We start from the raw sequence: 16,029 nt of genomic DNA on the forward strand, positions 1-16,029 counted from the left end.
ACTTAATGCGTATTTACACTTTTGCCTCTTCGCGTCTTTGGAGATATTCCCATCTAGCATCAACAACCTTTTGCCACTCATCAATTATATGCTCATTTTCCTTTTTAAAGAGATGCTTAAATCTACCTTGCACTGCGAGATAATCACGTACCGGAACTATTTTCTTAGGACGATATGTAATATTTAATTCCACACCATTTACAATCTCATAAAGAGGAAAAACCAAAGAATCAACAGCTAAATCGCTCACCTCTACAGTTGTATTTGAAGGGAATCTCCACTCTGTAGTACAAGCACTCATCGCATTAATGAAAGTAGGTCCTTCAGCTTCCATTGCTCGCTTGATTTTCTTTGCCATATCCTTCCATTGATTAGGTGCTACCTGAGCAACATAAGGAGCACCATGTGCCGCCATAATTGCTAAAATATCCTTCTTTTTATCTTTTTTTCCATAGCTTATGCGTCCTGATGGTGTTGTTGTTGTACTTGCACCAATTGGAGTTGAACCACTTCGCTGCCCTCCTGTATTCGCATACACTTCATTATCCAAACAAACATAAGTAAAGTTATGCCCTCTTTCAAAGCAACCACTAATAAACTGAAAACCAATATCATAAGTTGCACCATCACCGCCAATCGCCACAAACTTAGGCTTCTTATCGCTATATAATCTACCTTTTCTTTCCAATGCTTTATACATTGCTTCTGCACCAGCCACTGCCGTTGAACTATTTTCAAAACCGATATGAATCCAAGGGGTATCCCAAGAAGTATAAGGATAAACTGCCGTACTTACTTCCAAGCAACCTGTAGAGGCAGCAATAAAAACGGGATCTTCTGTTGCATTCAACACTTCGCGTACAATCATTCCATGTGCACAACCCGGACAAAGGAGATGTGCCCCCTCAAAACGTTCTGTTGCTCTTGAGTATTGTTTGAGATTTTTAATATCAGCCATTTGATCTCCTTAAAAAAATCCAAGTTTTGGACCACGAAGTCCAATAAATTGCTGTGTAGGAACAGATTTCTTACCTGTTTTAGCATCGTTATTAAGTGTTACATAAATTTCTGCCAAATCAGATTGCTTCAAATCTCGCCCTCCAAGCCCATAGATATAGTTTGTAACAATAGGCTTCCGACCACCCTCTACCTGATACAACGCTGAGACACATTCATTATAAAGCATTCCCATTGCCCCTGCAGGTAAACTTCTATCCAAAAATGCAACAGCCTTGCAATTTTTCAAAGCCTCACCAACAATATCATAAGGGAATGGACGCAACACACGCAAAGAAACAACACCAGCCTTAATGCCTTGTTTGCGTGCCTCCTTTGCCGCAATACGTGCAGATTCAACTGTTGTCCCTAAAGCAACAACAGCCACTTCTGCATCATCCATATCATATTTTTCAACGATGCTATACTTGCGTCCCGTTAAATCACCAAACTCCTTAAATACACGTTCAATAACCCCAAACGACTTCATTGTATCATGATGTTGTCTAGATTTATGCTCAAAATGCCAATCTTCCTCTGTTTGCGAACCGTAGGTAGCAGGGCGATTAAAATCTAACATAGGATTTTTCGCTTGATAATCACCGATAAATCGATACGCTTCATCATCCTGCAAAGGATGAACACTTTGTGCAGTATGAGAACAAATAAATCCATCTTGATGCACCATTACAGGTAAACGCACTGCCATATCTTCAGCAATTTTAAAAGCCATCAAGTTAAAATCATAGGCCTCTTGTGGACTGTAGGTACAAAGATTAATCCAGCCAGCATCTCGTCCTAAATACATATCAGAATGGTCACCATTCACATTTAAAGGAGAAGCTAAAGCACGATTGACAACATTAAGCACAATCGGCAAACGCATACCTGCCGCCTGATAAAGTACTTCAACCATTAGTGCAAAACCCTGAGAACTTGTTGCAGTTGCTACACGTCCACCTGCTGCAGCAGCACCCACACAACCACTCATTGCAGCATGTTCTGACTCAACCATAATAAATTCACCATCAATATAGCCATCAGCCAAAAAGCTTGCATAATTCTGTACAATCGGTGTAGAAGGTGTAATTGGATATGCAGCAACAACATCAATTTGTGCTTGACGCATAGCATGGGTTGCAGCCATATTCCCATCCCAAACTTCTATTTGATTTAATTCCATCTTTGTTGCCATTATGCCCCCTTTTTCTTAGTTTCTTTCGCAGGCCATTGTGCAAGTGCATCCTGTTCTTGAATATGGTCTGTAAACATCAGCAAAGACTTAGGATTTGTTGGGCAAACATCCACACAGACACCACAGCCCTTACAATGAACATAATCAACACCTTTGAGTTTATCATCTCTTGCTAAAATTGCTGAATCAGGACAATACAACCAGCAATTAAAGCAGTTAATACAGTGGTCATTGTTATAAACAGGCTTTTCTACGCGCCAATGTGCAACGCTCGCTGTATAAGAACTATCTTGACGATATTCTCGCTTGTCTGAATGCTTCTCGACATTCTGACTACCTTCATCACTAAAAGGAAATAGGAGTGTTCCTATTTCAAATTCATTCCAACCTTTCATTTCCATCTTTAACTCCTTATTTCACCTCATCGTAAGCACGTTTAATGGCTATCATATTTGCATCAATCACGGCTTGAGGAAGTTTTTTTCCTAATACTTTCTTAAACGCCTCTAAGAAAAAATCAATTTCCAATTCTTTAGAAACCTTGATAAGGGCACCCAACATTGGAGCATTCGGAACAGACTTACCGATTGTATCTAGCGAAATTTTAATACAATCAAGCACGTAGACATCCTTACCCTTAAGCTCCGGTTTTTTACTTAAAAGCTCCTCTTTGGATAAGTGTGTTGTGATGATATATTTTGTGCTAGGTTTTTCATTTGCACAAATATCCGTAATAAAAACTAAACCCGGATCAATCACAAGAACATAATCTGGATTCATAAATTTCTCATGATTTAATATGACTGAATCATCAACACGATTATAAGCTGTCATTGCAGCTCCCCTCTTTGCAGATCCATAGAATGCAAAAGCCTGTACTTCTTTACCTGTTTTGGCAAAAACATCTGCTAAGCCTTTTGCACCAGTTACCGCACCTTGCCCTGCACGACTGTGCCATCTGATTTCTAGCATTTTAGATTCTCCAAAATTGATTTCACATACAATAAATTCTAAAAAAGAACAACTTAAAATATCCTTGAAATTAATCAGTTAAACAAAATAAACTATAGAATCAGCTACTTTTTTACCCATTCTTGAATTTTTTTGACAGCAGATAAAGCATTTTGAGTAATATTTGGTGTTAATTTTTGTAAATCCTCCAAAGAAGAATAACCACTCAACACAGCAATGGATTCAATATTTGCATTTTTTGCAGCAAGAATATCATAAGGCGTATCCCCAATCATAAAAATGCGCCTATATTGACCACCACTCTCTTGAATCGCCTTTAATATTGGCTCTTTACTTGGTTTTGGTTCTTTTGTATCATCGCGCCCAACAACGCAACTAAAGCAATGCAAAACACCAAACCGTTGCAATAACCTTTCGGAAGAGGCATGAACTTTCGTTGTTACAACCGCCAAACGTGCAATTTTTGAAGCTTCCATAATCGCCTCATATGCCGTTGGAAGCAATGAAGTCTGTTCTAGAGAAATTTTCCTATAATGCATTTTGTAAGACTGAATATAACTTCCTATCTCTGATTGAGAAACACCATTTTTTAAAAACATCTCCTCCAATGTCCCACCAATCAGAGCAACAACCCTCTCCCGTTGTGGAAGTCTTTGTCCATGTTTCCTAAACGCAACACAAAAACCCTCATAAATAGCATTTGCTGAGTCAATTAATGTCCCATCCAAATCAAAAAAAATGCCTATATCAGATTCCAGCATAGATATAAACGACAGACACTAATACCATACCTAGCACAAAAAGCCCCAGTAAAAATAGGGTGCCGCCCCCCCCCTCTTTGATTTCTTTTTTCATCGTCATTTCCTTGTTTCTATCTTCTCAAACTTTATTTTATTGCTATTCTACTTCAAAAGAGTTTAAAAACTTGAGTGTGTTTTTATTTGTAAAGTAAATCCACCAAATCCCTTAAGCTTTCTTTTTTATCACATAATCCATACCCCATTTCATACTTTTTTACAGTAAAATTATATCTTCGTATAATTATCGTATTTATTATTGAGCCACTCCCAACTTTTGATATTCTCTGTAAGCCAATCACATTTCAAGAGATCATTACATTGAAAATCCCAAAAAAGTAGTATATGAATTACAGTCACAAAAATGGCTACTCGTGTGAGGGAGTAAAGATTGTTGCCTGAATTTCTTGAAAAAGTTTGCGGGCGATAAAGCGGTAACCGAGCGGTGTAAGATGTAAATCTTTCTTTGAAAGATTTTTTGCAATCCACATTCCTTTTCCTCCGCTATTTTCCATAAATTCGTGCGTATTAAATAATAAAATATTTTCTTTTTTTGCAAATTCTTCATAAGCTACTTGTGCCGAAAAAAAATTTTCAACAATATAAAATCTCCCTCTTGTCCTTGTTTTTGTTACACTAGGAGGCGTAATAAGCAAAATTGCTGCATTAGGTTGCACATCTTTCAAGGTACGAATAAGTTGCCGAATATTGCTTAGCATTTTTTCGTGTGGAAGCTCTCCTATCACATCATTTGCACCATAAGCAATAATAAATAAGTCGTATTGTATTTCGTATAATTCACGCTTAAAAACATCCTGATTCCAATGTTGCCATATATTAGAGCTTGCACCATTGATTCCTAATGTATCAATAATATTATCTTCTGGGGATTGTGTAATAAAATAGCCACCCAAAGCAACCTCTTTTTGTATGGCAGTAATTTTAATCGGGAATTCAAGATGATAGGTTGCAAAACTCCAAGAATTTGGGGTGGCAGAACGCAATATTCCACCATCATAATTTTTATCTTGTACAATAAAGGCAGGGGAAGCATTTGGAGAACGAAAAACAATCATCACTTCTTGTTTTTGCTTTAATTCCTGCTTAAGTTTTAGTTCTACCTTTGCTTGAGATTTCTCTGCTTTTGCGATAATACCGCCGAGCGGATAATCTTCTTTTCTGTAACGTAAAGAGTTAAGAATTTTAAAATGCGTTGAAGAGTAATCGACAAGCATATTTTGCTGATATTTAGGTTGCAATGGATAAATAAAACCGGGCGAATCGGCATCTTTAAAAATCAAGGAACGCAATTCATCGGAGAAAAAATCTCCAGCCATATGTGAATCTCCAAAAACTCTAATCTTGAAATTCTTTCTCTCCATTAATTTCTTGGCAATTTTATATAAATCTGCCTCATTATTATTTTTAAGAAATTGTCCACGATATAAAATACGATCTAGCGGTTCTTCATAGGTGCTGATTCTTGTTTGTTGTTCCTCTGTGAAATGGCATGAAGTAAAAAATAATATAAAAAATAAAAAATAAAATTTAGTAATTTTATTTTGTTTTTTCATTTATTTTTTCCTCTTTTATCGAAAGTTTTTGGATAAAAAGTTGGGAAAGCTTACGTGAACCTACTGCTGTAAAATGAATACCATCATTTGTGCGAACTTTTATCTTTTTGTCCTTATCTGTTATATAAGGACTAAAACTAGTTGAATCAGAAAGCACTTCATTGCTTCTTAAAAAAATACCGCCACCCTTTTTAACTTCATCAGCATACAATTGATTTAAATACACAACTCCATCATTCAATTTTTTCTTTTTCATATAAGGTACCTCGTACCAAAAAATAGGTATATGCTTTGTATTGGCAAGGTTAAGAATCTCCTGAATACGTTCTCGGTAAAGCTTTTCCCATTCTTCAGATTTGAATTTAATGAATTTAGAGCGATTATTTGGATCTATCATATCCCATGGGTCATTTGCACCAAAAAGAGCAACAATATATTTAATGTCTGAATTTTCATTTAATGCCTCTTGTAATGTTTTTTGCCAATTAAAATAAGTTTTGTAAGTTAATCCTGTACTTTGTTTACTTAAATTAATCACTTCCGCACCTTTTTTTTGCAAAGTACTTACAAGCGTCATACCCACACCTTGCATCAATGAATCCCCAATCAATAACACTTTATCTTTTTCTTGCAATGCGAATTCAAGTTTTTTGGGCTTTGGAAGAGTTGGTAAAATGGCAGGGGTCGGGTCTATCTTTATGGGAGGTAAATTTGCAAGAGTGGAATTAGTTTCTGGCAAATTTTTTTGGGGATTTTTTTCTAAATATTCTGGAGTATTTTTCGTTTGCGTGTAACGTTCAAAGGTTAATTCCTTTTTGAGACCATCAGCTACTTTCAAAAAAGAGTTATCGGGCAAAATAAGAAGAGAGAAAAAACTTAAAGCAGGATAATTTTCATCATAATGTTGTTGCATTAGATATTGCTTAAGAGGCTGATTCATCAAGATAATCGTAAGAATTAAAGTGCTAACAATAATAAAAAAGAAATTTTTAATACTCATTTTAAAACCTAGAATAAATAAAATTTGGTATTCCATCAGGCATACTTGCAAAAACAATCAATAAAATCAAAACAAGAATAATTGGTTTTGAAATAAAGGGCAGTAAAGAAAAAATATGCTCTAAATGGGTTTGCAGATTCTTCGTTAATGGATAAACTAAAACAAGGATAAAAATACCAAATATCCCCCACAAAGCAGAAGTCGACATGGGTAAAGAAAAATCCACCATGGCTAAGATAAAATCAATACTCTTATCAAAGCTTGGCATAAAAAAGAATATCCAGCAAAAAGAAACATAACAAAAAGTAATTAACATTGCAACAGGATAAGGTAGCCCTATATTAATTTGTTGATGTTTAAAAAAATGAATCACACACACGCCTATCCCGTGCAATGCACCCCAAACAACAAAATTCAAACTATTATCCATTGTCCCATCTTGCGTATTGACATGCCAAATTCCAGATAAAATAAAAGCAATAAGAATATTAAAATATGTTGCAAACACTCCATTTCGATTCCCACCCAAAGGAATATAAACAAAATCACGAATAAAATGCGAAAGTGTGATATGCCAACGATTCCAAAATTCTTGAATATTTCTCGCACTATAAGGTTTATTAAAATTTAACGGAATAGTAAACCCCATCATCAACCCAAACGCTATCACCAAATCCACATAGCCACTAAAATCACAATAAAGTTGCAAGGAATAACAGAAAACAGAGAGAATCAAGGAGGCAGTATCATACGCTGAAGGATTTTCAAAAACCTGATTTGTCCAAATTCCAAGATGATTAGCGATGAGAATTTTTTTTACAATCGCCGATAAAAGTAAAATAAAAATTAAATCTCCGTGCTCAAAAATCCGCTTTTTGCGTAATTGTTTAAAAAAGAACACACTACGCATAATTGGACCAGACACAATCGTTGGAAAAAATGAAAGATATATCGCCACTTCTTTAAAAGTTGCAAGTCGCCCACCGCGATAAACCTCAACAAGATAGGTAATACTTGCAAAAGTGTAAAAACTCAAACCCAAAGGAAAAATAAAATCAATGTCAATACTAAATCCAAAAAATACTAAAAATTCATCAAATTCACTCTTAATCATTGGAAAATACTTAAAAAAAGCAAGATTCAAAATAGCAAAAAAGATAACAGATAACAACATAAAACGCGTTTTGTGTTCAGCAATAAAGAAAGCCGCACAATAGATAAAAATTGAATACAAAAAAATAATTAATGCAAAATAAGGTTTATTGAAAAAACCTATTAAAATAAAATAATTAAAAAATAGAATAAGAAAATTTTGAATAAATATATTTCGCTTGAAATACCAATAAACTCCCAAAAAAATAAGGAGCAGAACACTAAATTCAAGCGAAAAAAAATTCATAAATTAAATAGCCCCGCCACCACTACCGTTTCCACCACCCGGAACATTATTACTAGGTGCAAACGTCTGTGTAGCTGCTGATTCCTGCGTCTTTGTTAAATCAACCGCATCAACAAAGGGTGGTCCTTTTTGCAAGATTCTCGTTAACTCTGCTGCCCTTGCCGGTGTCATTTTTGCTAAAACTTTACTCATCACCTTTGGTTCTAAATTAAAAAGAATTGTTGCAGCCTGTGAATTAGGAAGTCCCTCAAGAATAGGTGCAGCCTTTGAATCTTTCATATTTGTATAAGTTTCGGCAATTTTATTATCTTTAGCCTTTTTAATTGCTTTCAAAATTTCCTCATTTTCCGCAATGAGTTTCTTAATTTTTTCCTCCTTAAGATTTGTTGCCTCCATTGTTGCATTCACTTCCCTTTCCTGCTCATTCAAAGCCTGCTGCTTCTGGTCTAAAACAGCCTGTGTTGCTGATTGTAATGCCTGCAACGCTTGTTGTTGCTCATCAATTTTTTCGATTCCCTTTAAAATCTCTGCCTTTCTCTGTTCAAAGATAATTGTGCAATCCACTACGCCTTGCGGTGTTTCGTTTGCCGCAAAAACATAATGACAAGACAGAAAAAAAATTGCAAAATGTATTTTTCTTAAAAGTATCATGATTGTCCTCCCTCTGCTAAGCGCGTATTGTATAACATTACAGAAATTTCATCAAGCTCTTGGGCTTCCTTGCGTTTACGTGCTTCAAGAATCTTTGCCTTCTCTAAAGAATCAAGATGGCTCGCCTTTTCAAACTCTAAATTCAGGAGTCGCAATTCTTCTTGTGCAACTTTTTTTTCAAGCTTAAATGCCCCTAATGTTTCAACAATTCTATCAATTTCTGCTAAATATCCATCTTTAATACTTTGCACTTGTAAAAGCTCAAGATAACTTTCACCCGTCTTAGGCATACTGATCATTACAAATTCTTGCTGGACGCTGTCAAGATGACTTTGCGTTGCAGCAATCTTTTGATTAATTGCAATTAACTTGCGTTCACCCTCTTTCATTGCACTTTCACGCAATCGTACAAGGGGAGTAAATTTTGTTTTCATACATCACTCCTTTTAAATCCCTGAATTCCCTCAATAATGAATAATTATGATAAAATCATAATTGTATCCTCCCTATCTGGTCCGGTTGAAATAATTGAAATGGGTGTTTGGATTATCTTTTCTAAAGCTTGGATATAATCTCTCGCCTCTTTGGGTAATTCTTCCCACCGCCGACAACCACTACTTTTCTCCCACCCTTTAAAGCTCTCATAAATCGGCTCTACCTCCTGCAAATCATAGGGCATAGAATGCAAAATTTTCCCTTGATGGCGATAACCCACACAAACTTTTACCTCCGAAAAACCATCTAGCACATCAAGCTTCATCAAAGCAATTTCTGAACAACCATTTAGTCGACAAGCATAACGCAAAGCTATGGCATCAAGCCAACCACAACGTCTCGCTCTACCCGTTGTTACACCAAATTCTGCACCATTTTTGCGTAAAATCTCACCAATCTCTCCCTTTTCTTCACTGGGAAAAGGTCCATTACCCACACGTGTACAATACGCTTTAGCAATGCCAATAACACGTTTTAAATCACCTGGTGCAATTCCACTTCCACTACAAGCACCACTAGAAAGCGTTGTAGAACTTGTTACAAATGGATAAGTGCCATGGTCAATATCCAACATACTTCCTTGTGCACCCTCTAGCAAAATATCCTGTCCTTTATCAATTGCCTCCCAAATTAAGGTCGTTGTATCGCAAACAAAAGGAAGGAGAATTTGTTGTGCTTCTTTTAGTTCTTCCTTTACCTGTTCTAGCGAAGGAAAACTCAACTGATAATAATCAAATTCCTGCTGATAAAATTCAGAAAAAAGGAATTGATGTTCCTTTGCCCAATTTTCAAGTTTTACAAAAAGTCTCTGTAGATCCCCTAATTCTCCCATACGAATACCCAAACGACTCACTTTGTCACTATAAGCTGGTCCTATGCCTTTACCTGTCGTACCGATCGCCTTTGTCGCTTTTTTCTCTTTTAGTTGGTCTAAAACTTCATGATAAGGAAGAATTAAATGTGATTTATCGCTCACAAAAAATCGTGATGGTAATTCCTTAAAGGATTTCATCTCTTCAATCAATGCTTGAGGACGTACCACAACACCATTACCAATAATATTTTTACAGTGAGGGTAAAGAATGCCGGAAGGAATAAGATGTAACGCAATTTTTTTACCATCGACAACTATTGTATGCCCAGCATTATGCCCACCTTGATAACGGACAACAAACTCATAATCTTTAGCAAGTCTATCAACAATTTTGCCTTTACCTTCATCACCCCATTGAGCACCTACAATTAAATCTACCTGACTCATCTTATCTCCTTGTTTTTAAAATATTTACAATAATTTCATCTGTAAAAATTCCAAATCCTGAAGACTTATAACCATTCATCTCATACAAACCACCAGAAAGAAGTGTCCTATTATCCAAAAATGCTCTAAAAAAGAGATGGTGATAATAAGGAACAGAAGGATAATCAAGGGGTGCAATAATAATATTTGGCGATTCTATGCTTTCAGCAACATCTAAAAGTTTTTGTAATTCCTCAAGCAAAAAATGTGGGGATTTACTCATAAAATGCTTTAAATCATCAATAGAATGAATGTAAAGTAAGTCTTTTAAGTAAACATCACTTTCAATAATTCTAGGAATATCCTTTTTTGTAAAAAAATCAAGAGGAATGGAACTATACAAAGAACAAAGCTTCGGGATATTCATGTTAGAAAGTTGCCACAAAGGGTGGATATGGCATTGCGATAAAAACTCTTGTGCAAGTGAAATAATTGGCTGAATTTCTGCATTATCAATGCTTTCAATGCCAATTTGATAGACCTCCTCTGTAGGATAGATAAAAATAGGCTGAATATAAAACCATTTTTTATGGTGAGTTTGTCGCAAAAGTCTTTTTGTAAGAATCCGCATCACATCAAGTGTAGAATCGATACGCAAACTAATTGCCTGATTACTCTCATCGCTCAAACGCACAAGATTGCGACTTGTAAAATTTCTTTGATGCTCCAAATAAGAAAAAGTGGGGGTGAGAATTTCCAAAAAACCATATTGAGTAAAAAGCTCACTGGCACGGCATTCTATTTCACGCTTAATTTTTGCACTCTCCCCAAAATAGAGTTTGCCTCCGGGCGGAATCTCATGTTCTAATATCACTTCTATCCTTGTTGTTAAGATTCTGAATGCGGGATTATATCATAAAATAGATGTGCATTTGCTTGAATATATGTTGCTGCAGTCTCACTGCGCAAAATTAAATTCCCTCCACATATAAGCTGAATCTTTGCCTCTTTAGCAAATTGTTTTTCTTTAGGAGAAAATCCCCCTTCAGGACCAATTGCAATAGTAGCTGGAGACTTAGAGACAACAATATTCTCTAACCCTTTACCTTCAAAATCAAACAACATAAGTGTTGAATCTGCCTCAAAAACAGCTTGTAAATGCGGTAAAATCTCGAGTTGCACACAATCACTTCTTCCACATTGTTCTGATGAGGAATGCAAAATTCTTTGTAAACGTTTCTCGTCAATCCTAAAGTGTCTCTGGCTCAAATCTGCCCAAAATAAAATTAATTTTTCACAACCCATTTCATTCAAGAAAGGTAAAATTTTTTCAATATTTTTAGGTTCAATCATTGCTAATGCAATATTAAGCGGATATTTTGGTATATTTTTAAATTCGTGCTGACTTTCTAAAATCAATAAAGCCTGTTCCCTCTTGCATTCTTGGCAACGATAAGCATACAAAAAATCATCCCTTAAATTTCTAAGCCATAACTTAGATTCAGCACAACTACGTCTTGATTTATAAATGTGCCTAAATTTTTCGCCTTCCAAAAGAATCTGTGTCGCTCCTGCCTCTTGATGGTAGCAAAATTGCAATGGTATATCCTTTAATTTTTCCTGGTATTCTACCAAACACTTACTAACGATAACAAATGATATCCGCATCGCTATTACAAAAAAAGCTTTTTCGTATTATAATGCACCACTAAAAAAGGAAAAAATTGGATAAAATACTTATTTTTTTACTATGTCTCTCCTCATCTTTATGGAGCTCCTCACGTATTTTTGAGTATTATGGCGATGCAATGCAAATTCTACCTTTTGTTATGATGGGTTATAGCTACTCCATTAATGATATACAGGGGGTTAAGGAACAAGCATTAGGAGCCGGTTTAACACTCCTAAGTACTCACGCAATTAAGGCAAGTTTTGTTGGTATTTCAAGAAGCAATCCACATTCTGCAAATATCTCAAAACGTCCAACCTCCAATCAATACGATGGATTTCCTTCTGGACATACCTCCTTCGTTTTTTCTAGTGCTGGATTCGCACATAAACGTTATGGAACAAAGCTTTCAATCCCCCTTGTAGCGATAGGGACAAGCGTTGGTATTTCAAGAATTGTTGCTAAAAAACATACGGCAACGCAAGTTTTAAGCGGTGCAGCATTAGGTTTTGCAACATCATACCTAATCAGCACAAAATATATTCCGAGCAATCTATCCTTCTACCAAACAAAAGCATTTGACGACTCCCCTAATTACCACCTACAATGGCGTATGCAGTTTTAAGATACAAAACTAACCCACTAAAAACTAAATTTATGATAAAATAGCACAAATCGCGTCGCAAAGATAATCTTCGCTTGACCCAACATTAAAAATACACTCCTTACGAAATTGCTCAATCTCTTTATGTTTATCTAAATCACCATCAAGAATCTGCTTTAGATGACGAAAATTTTTTGCAGAATAGCCAATAGAATCAATATGATGGCTAATATTTCTTTCAGTACGCATAGGAGCAAAGAAAATTGACGGACGCAGTGTTGTTAAAGAGAAAGTGTAAGCTGTTGTTGAAAAATCTGTAATCAGATATTTTGTGTACTCATAAAAAGCACTTCCCTGCATTTCATCAAAACTCAGACGTTCTGAAGCAAAAAGCCGATTATGAATAATAGAACGGCTAGGAATATTGTTTAAATGTGCAGTTGGGTGCATACGATATGCAATTTTATCGGTTGTATTTTTAAGCAACCATTCAATCAGATTCACATCATAGCCACACATCATCGCATCTATATTTAAAGGGCGGTCGATAGGGCGAACTGTAGTGGCATAGGTAATCGTATCAGGCGAGGTAGAGAATGTTTGCCTTAAAGAAATATCCAACTTAGGGTAACCTGCTGAAATTAATTGCGTTTTTGATTTTGGAAAATGTTGCTTAAAATCCTCCTCAAAGATTGTAGAAGGAGCAGCAATATAATCTAGCCAATCCAAATTTGGACTTTGCAATAAAGAATGTGGCATATAAAGTCGTTTTGCTTTTTTACTTAAAAATTCCTTAGACAATATACAATTATTATCATAAGCAATGTCGCTACTTATAATCAAATCAATCTCATCAATATCTAAATTTAAGAAAATAACCCTACCCTCTGCCTCAACTGCACGTGGAATACAAAGACTTTTGCAACCTTCAAAAAGATTCAGTTCATTTGCATTAAGTGGCAACCATAAAACATTATGCTTTTCTGCAAGTTTTGTAGGGAGCGTTCCAAACTGTTTAATGTAAGTATCAAAAAAATTTAAAAAAACAATGTTTTTCTTAGTAGGAGAAAGCAAAGAACGCAATTTTTGCGTGTATTCACTTTCGATTTGTTTAATTTTTTGCTCAATAGTCATGCAATGAATCCCCCTTTAAGAAATTTTTCAATATCCGCATCATACCCACGACTAGTATACAAGCCTGAAATCATCTCGTGGAGCTTTTCCATACTAAACACAAAACGGCCAAAAACATGCAAAACTGCAAATTGATCGGAACGTGCGTCTATATGCAAAAAAGCAGGCAAAAAGAAAATAACAGGTTTTTTGTAAAAAAATGCAAAAGCATAGGAAACATTTGAATAATCTGTAACCATACAAAAACAATCTTTTGCTTCTTGTAAGGAATCAATCTTTTCTATCGGATAGCCATCTAAACCCAAAAGTGTTGCTTCAGTTTGTTCTTTAGGAGTTTGCTCTGGAACAAGAAACAAAGCTTTTCCGGGAATTCTCTGTTGTTCTAAAACCTCACAAATATTTTCCAAAACCTGCAAGTCATACCCTTGCATCACATTATCCGTAATAAAACCCTCTGCTAAACGATATGAGGGTGCATATAAAACATTCATTACTTTCTCCTTAATTTTGGATTTTTCTCCATTAAAACCATATCTTTTGCTTCATCAATCCACCAACTCCAAAAACCAATACCATACAATGGCGTAATTTTTGGATGTGAAAACCTATCCCAATATGCTACTCTAAAGCTACGATTATGAAAGTGTGGAATAACATAATAATTCCACAATAAAACGCGGTCAAGAGCACGTGTATAATCCACTAATTCTCCGCGGTCCTTTGCAAAAATCACTTTTTCTATTAAAGCATCAACAACCTCATTCTTAATCCCTGCATAATTTCGACTCCCCTGTTCATCAGCACTTTGTGATGAGAAGAAAAAACGTTGCTCATTACCCGGCGAAAGAGATTGTGGCACAACACCTACAACCATATCATAATCAAAACTACGCAAACGATTAATATATTGCGTTGTATCTATTGTCCTAATTTTCATATCAATACCCAAAATAGAAAGATTTTTCTTAAAAGGAATTGCTACGCGTTCCATAGCCGGACTAACCAAAATCAATTCAAAAGCAAGGGGTTTCCCATCTTTTTGCAATTTTCCTTTAACGCTCTTATAGCCTGCATCTGCTAAAAGCTTCTGTGCTTTTTTCAATAACCCTCTATCATTACTCACCTGTTTATGAATGGGCAGTACAAAAGGTTGCGTAAAAAGCTCTTGAGGAAGAGAGGAAGAGAAAGGTTTTAAAATAGCAGTTTCTTTCTCAAGCGGTACAGAAAAAGAGGCAAGAGGAGAATTATCAAAGTAGCTCTTTGTGCGCGTATATTGTGAGAAAAATAAATTTTTATTACTCCATTCAAAATTAAATGCATAGCCTAAAGCCTTACGGACACGAATGTCTTTAAATATTTCCTTACGCGTATTAAAAAAAAATCCCTGCATTCCACTTGGTAAAGAATGGCTTAATTCTTCTTTTTTAATATAGCCTTTTTTGAGTGCGTTTCCTGCATATGCTAATGCCCAATTTTTAGCACTATTTTCTTGACGATAATCATAAACGCCCGCCTTGAATGCCTCTAATGCAACAGTATCATCTTTATAATATTCATAAGTTACTTTTTTAAAATTAAATTGTCCGATACGCGTGGGGTGATCCTTTGCCCAATAATTTTCGGCAAGCTTATAGCTAATTTTTTTTCCAGCTTCAATACTTTCCACCATATAAGGTCCACCTCCTAAAGGAATCTCTAGGGGATTTTCACCAAATTTTCTACCCTCATAAAATTTCTTAGGAAAAATCTGAATCTGGCCCAAAATTAATGGAAGTTCTTTATTTTGATTATTTTTAAAATTAAAACGTACTGTCCATTTATCTACTACAACAACCTCAGCAACATCTTGGTAATAACGCGTGATAACAGGATTTTGAGATTCTAATATTGCCTTAAAACTAAACTCAACATCAAAAGCACTCACTGGACTTCCATCATGAAAAGTCGCCTTTTTATTTAAATGAAAAATGACAAATTGATTATTCACATCTCGCTGAATCCGTTCTGCAATTAAACCATACTCACTAAAAGGCTCATCTTCACTTCGCACAGTTAAAGTATCATACAATAATTCAAGTCCCGCCGCTGGAATACCTTTTAGAGCAATAGGATTTAAGGTATCATAGCTCCCTAATTCATATAATTTAATATTACCTGCTTTTGGTGCATTCGGATTAACATAATCAAAATGCTTTAATTCTTTATATTTAATCTCACCAAATAAAGAAAATCCTTTATCGCTAAAAGTTTCAGCTAAAACCCAATGCGATAATAAAATTCCACAAAGAATGATTCTAAACATC

General features: G+C 35.4%; 17 protein-coding genes. 1 reads left to right on the plus strand and 16 read right to left on the minus strand.

Going from position 1 to position 16,029, the window contains the following annotated elements:
• Positions 1-13: 13 nt before the first annotated feature.
• The 13 genes from CCZ01_RS05795 to CCZ01_RS05855 form a co-directional block, all read right to left on the minus strand.
• The gene (locus CCZ01_RS05795; RefSeq protein WP_112052284.1) at positions 14-958 is read right to left on the minus strand and encodes a thiamine pyrophosphate-dependent enzyme; all 945 of its coding nucleotides are present in this window, start codon (positions 956-958) and stop codon (positions 14-16) included.
• Between the two features lie 9 nt (positions 959-967).
• Positions 968-2,191, minus strand: a complete 1,224-nt coding sequence (locus CCZ01_RS05800; RefSeq protein ID WP_112052285.1) for a 2-oxoacid:ferredoxin oxidoreductase subunit alpha — start codon at positions 2,189-2,191, stop codon at positions 968-970.
• Positions 2,191-2,586, minus strand: a complete 396-nt coding sequence (locus CCZ01_RS05805) for a 4Fe-4S dicluster domain-containing protein (RefSeq protein ID WP_181566337.1) — start codon at positions 2,584-2,586, stop codon at positions 2,191-2,193. Before CCZ01_RS05805 ends, CCZ01_RS05800 begins: the two co-directional genes overlap by 1 nt.
• Before the next feature lie 16 nt (positions 2,587-2,602).
• A complete protein-coding gene (locus CCZ01_RS05810; RefSeq protein ID WP_112052287.1) occupies positions 2,603-3,163 on the minus strand; it encodes a pyruvate flavodoxin oxidoreductase subunit gamma in 561 nt (186 codons plus the stop codon).
• A 104-nt stretch (positions 3,164-3,267) separates the two neighbouring features.
• The gene (locus CCZ01_RS05815; protein WP_258436836.1) at positions 3,268-3,891 is read right to left on the minus strand and encodes an HAD family hydrolase; all 624 of its coding nucleotides are present in this window, start codon (positions 3,889-3,891) and stop codon (positions 3,268-3,270) included.
• Between the two features lie 437 nt (positions 3,892-4,328).
• Positions 4,329-5,534 (minus strand): GDSL-type esterase/lipase family protein, encoded by a 1,206-nt coding sequence (locus CCZ01_RS05820; protein ID WP_112052289.1) that lies wholly within the window; start codon positions 5,532-5,534, stop codon positions 4,329-4,331.
• A complete protein-coding gene (locus CCZ01_RS05825; RefSeq protein WP_181566334.1) occupies positions 5,518-6,534 on the minus strand; it encodes an SGNH/GDSL hydrolase family protein in 1,017 nt (338 codons plus the stop codon). The genes CCZ01_RS05820 and CCZ01_RS05825 overlap by 17 nt, the downstream gene beginning before the upstream one ends.
• Position 6,535: 1 nt before the next feature.
• Positions 6,536-7,933, minus strand: coding sequence for an MBOAT family O-acyltransferase (locus CCZ01_RS05830; protein WP_112052291.1), 1,398 nt, complete (start codon positions 7,931-7,933; stop codon positions 6,536-6,538).
• A gap of 3 nt (positions 7,934-7,936) precedes the next feature.
• Positions 7,937-8,584 carry a MotE family protein gene (locus tag CCZ01_RS05835; protein WP_112052292.1) on the minus strand — a complete coding sequence of 216 codons (648 nt, stop codon included), beginning with the start codon at positions 8,582-8,584 and terminating at the stop codon, positions 7,937-7,939.
• A complete protein-coding gene (locus CCZ01_RS05840; RefSeq protein WP_112052293.1) occupies positions 8,581-9,018 on the minus strand; it encodes a flagellar export protein FliJ in 438 nt (145 codons plus the stop codon). Before CCZ01_RS05840 ends, CCZ01_RS05835 begins: the two co-directional genes overlap by 4 nt.
• Before the next feature lie 44 nt (positions 9,019-9,062).
• Positions 9,063-10,340, minus strand: coding sequence for an adenylosuccinate synthase (locus tag CCZ01_RS05845; protein ID WP_112052294.1), 1,278 nt, complete (start codon positions 10,338-10,340; stop codon positions 9,063-9,065).
• Position 10,341: 1 nt separating this feature from the next.
• A complete protein-coding gene (locus CCZ01_RS05850; RefSeq protein ID WP_258436842.1) occupies positions 10,342-11,193 on the minus strand; it encodes an ATP phosphoribosyltransferase regulatory subunit in 852 nt (283 codons plus the stop codon).
• A 14-nt stretch (positions 11,194-11,207) separates the two neighbouring features.
• Entirely contained in the window at positions 11,208-11,918 is a 711-nt protein-coding gene (locus CCZ01_RS05855; RefSeq protein ID WP_181566335.1) for a 16S rRNA (uracil(1498)-N(3))-methyltransferase, read from the minus strand.
• A 125-nt stretch (positions 11,919-12,043) separates the two neighbouring features.
• Here CCZ01_RS05855 and CCZ01_RS05860 point away from each other — a divergent pair, with 125 nt between their 5' ends.
• Positions 12,044-12,613 (plus strand): phosphatase PAP2 family protein, encoded by a 570-nt coding sequence (locus CCZ01_RS05860; RefSeq protein ID WP_112052297.1) that lies wholly within the window; start codon positions 12,044-12,046, stop codon positions 12,611-12,613.
• Positions 12,614-12,643: 30 nt separating this feature from the next.
• On the opposite strand, the gene CCZ01_RS05865 is transcribed toward CCZ01_RS05860, so the two are convergent.
• Genes CCZ01_RS05865 through CCZ01_RS05875 form a run of 3 tightly spaced genes read right to left on the minus strand, consistent with a single transcriptional unit; the run spans position 12,644 to position 16,028 of the window.
• Complete coding sequence (locus tag CCZ01_RS05865) at positions 12,644-13,726, minus strand: CDP-glycerol glycerophosphotransferase family protein (RefSeq protein WP_112052298.1); 1,083 nt, start codon at positions 13,724-13,726, stop codon at positions 12,644-12,646.
• Positions 13,723-14,217 (minus strand): CDP-glycerol glycerophosphotransferase family protein, encoded by a 495-nt coding sequence (locus CCZ01_RS05870; RefSeq protein WP_112052299.1) that lies wholly within the window; start codon positions 14,215-14,217, stop codon positions 13,723-13,725. The genes CCZ01_RS05865 and CCZ01_RS05870 overlap by 4 nt, the downstream gene beginning before the upstream one ends.
• On the minus strand, positions 14,217-16,028 hold the full coding sequence (locus tag CCZ01_RS05875; protein ID WP_112052300.1) for an extracellular solute-binding protein: 1,812 nt from the start codon (positions 16,026-16,028) through the stop codon (positions 14,217-14,219). Before CCZ01_RS05875 ends, CCZ01_RS05870 begins: the two co-directional genes overlap by 1 nt.
• Between the last annotated feature and the right edge of the window lies 1 nt (position 16,029).

This window comes from Helicobacter monodelphidis (genome assembly GCF_003288845.1).
Classification (GTDB): domain Bacteria; phylum Campylobacterota; class Campylobacteria; order Campylobacterales; family Helicobacteraceae; genus NHYN01.

Coding starts and splice junctions, on each gene's coding strand:
- CCZ01_RS05795 (WP_112052284.1), bottom strand. CDS start 958: ATGGCTGATATTAAAAATCTCAAACAATACTCAAGAGCAACAGAACGT.
- CCZ01_RS05800 (WP_112052285.1), bottom strand. CDS start 2,191: ATGGCAACAAAGATGGAATTAAATCAAATAGAAGTTTGGGATGGGAAT.
- CCZ01_RS05805 (WP_181566337.1), bottom strand. CDS start 2,586: ATGAAAGGTTGGAATGAATTTGAAATAGGAACACTCCTATTTCCTTTT.
- CCZ01_RS05810 (WP_112052287.1), bottom strand. CDS start 3,163: ATGCTAGAAATCAGATGGCACAGTCGTGCAGGGCAAGGTGCGGTAACT.
- CCZ01_RS05820 (WP_112052289.1), bottom strand. CDS start 5,534: ATGAAAAAACAAAATAAAATTACTAAATTTTATTTTTTATTTTTTATA.
- CCZ01_RS05825 (WP_181566334.1), bottom strand. CDS start 6,534: ATGAGTATTAAAAATTTCTTTTTTATTATTGTTAGCACTTTAATTCTT.
- CCZ01_RS05830 (WP_112052291.1), bottom strand. CDS start 7,933: ATGAATTTTTTTTCGCTTGAATTTAGTGTTCTGCTCCTTATTTTTTTG.
- CCZ01_RS05835 (WP_112052292.1), bottom strand. CDS start 8,584: ATGATACTTTTAAGAAAAATACATTTTGCAATTTTTTTTCTGTCTTGT.
- CCZ01_RS05840 (WP_112052293.1), bottom strand. CDS start 9,018: ATGAAAACAAAATTTACTCCCCTTGTACGATTGCGTGAAAGTGCAATG.
- CCZ01_RS05845 (WP_112052294.1), bottom strand. CDS start 10,340: ATGAGTCAGGTAGATTTAATTGTAGGTGCTCAATGGGGTGATGAAGGT.
- CCZ01_RS05865 (WP_112052298.1), bottom strand. CDS start 13,726: ATGACTATTGAGCAAAAAATTAAACAAATCGAAAGTGAATACACGCAA.
- CCZ01_RS05870 (WP_112052299.1), bottom strand. CDS start 14,217: ATGAATGTTTTATATGCACCCTCATATCGTTTAGCAGAGGGTTTTATT.
- CCZ01_RS05875 (WP_112052300.1), bottom strand. CDS start 16,028: ATGTTTAGAATCATTCTTTGTGGAATTTTATTATCGCATTGGGTTTTA.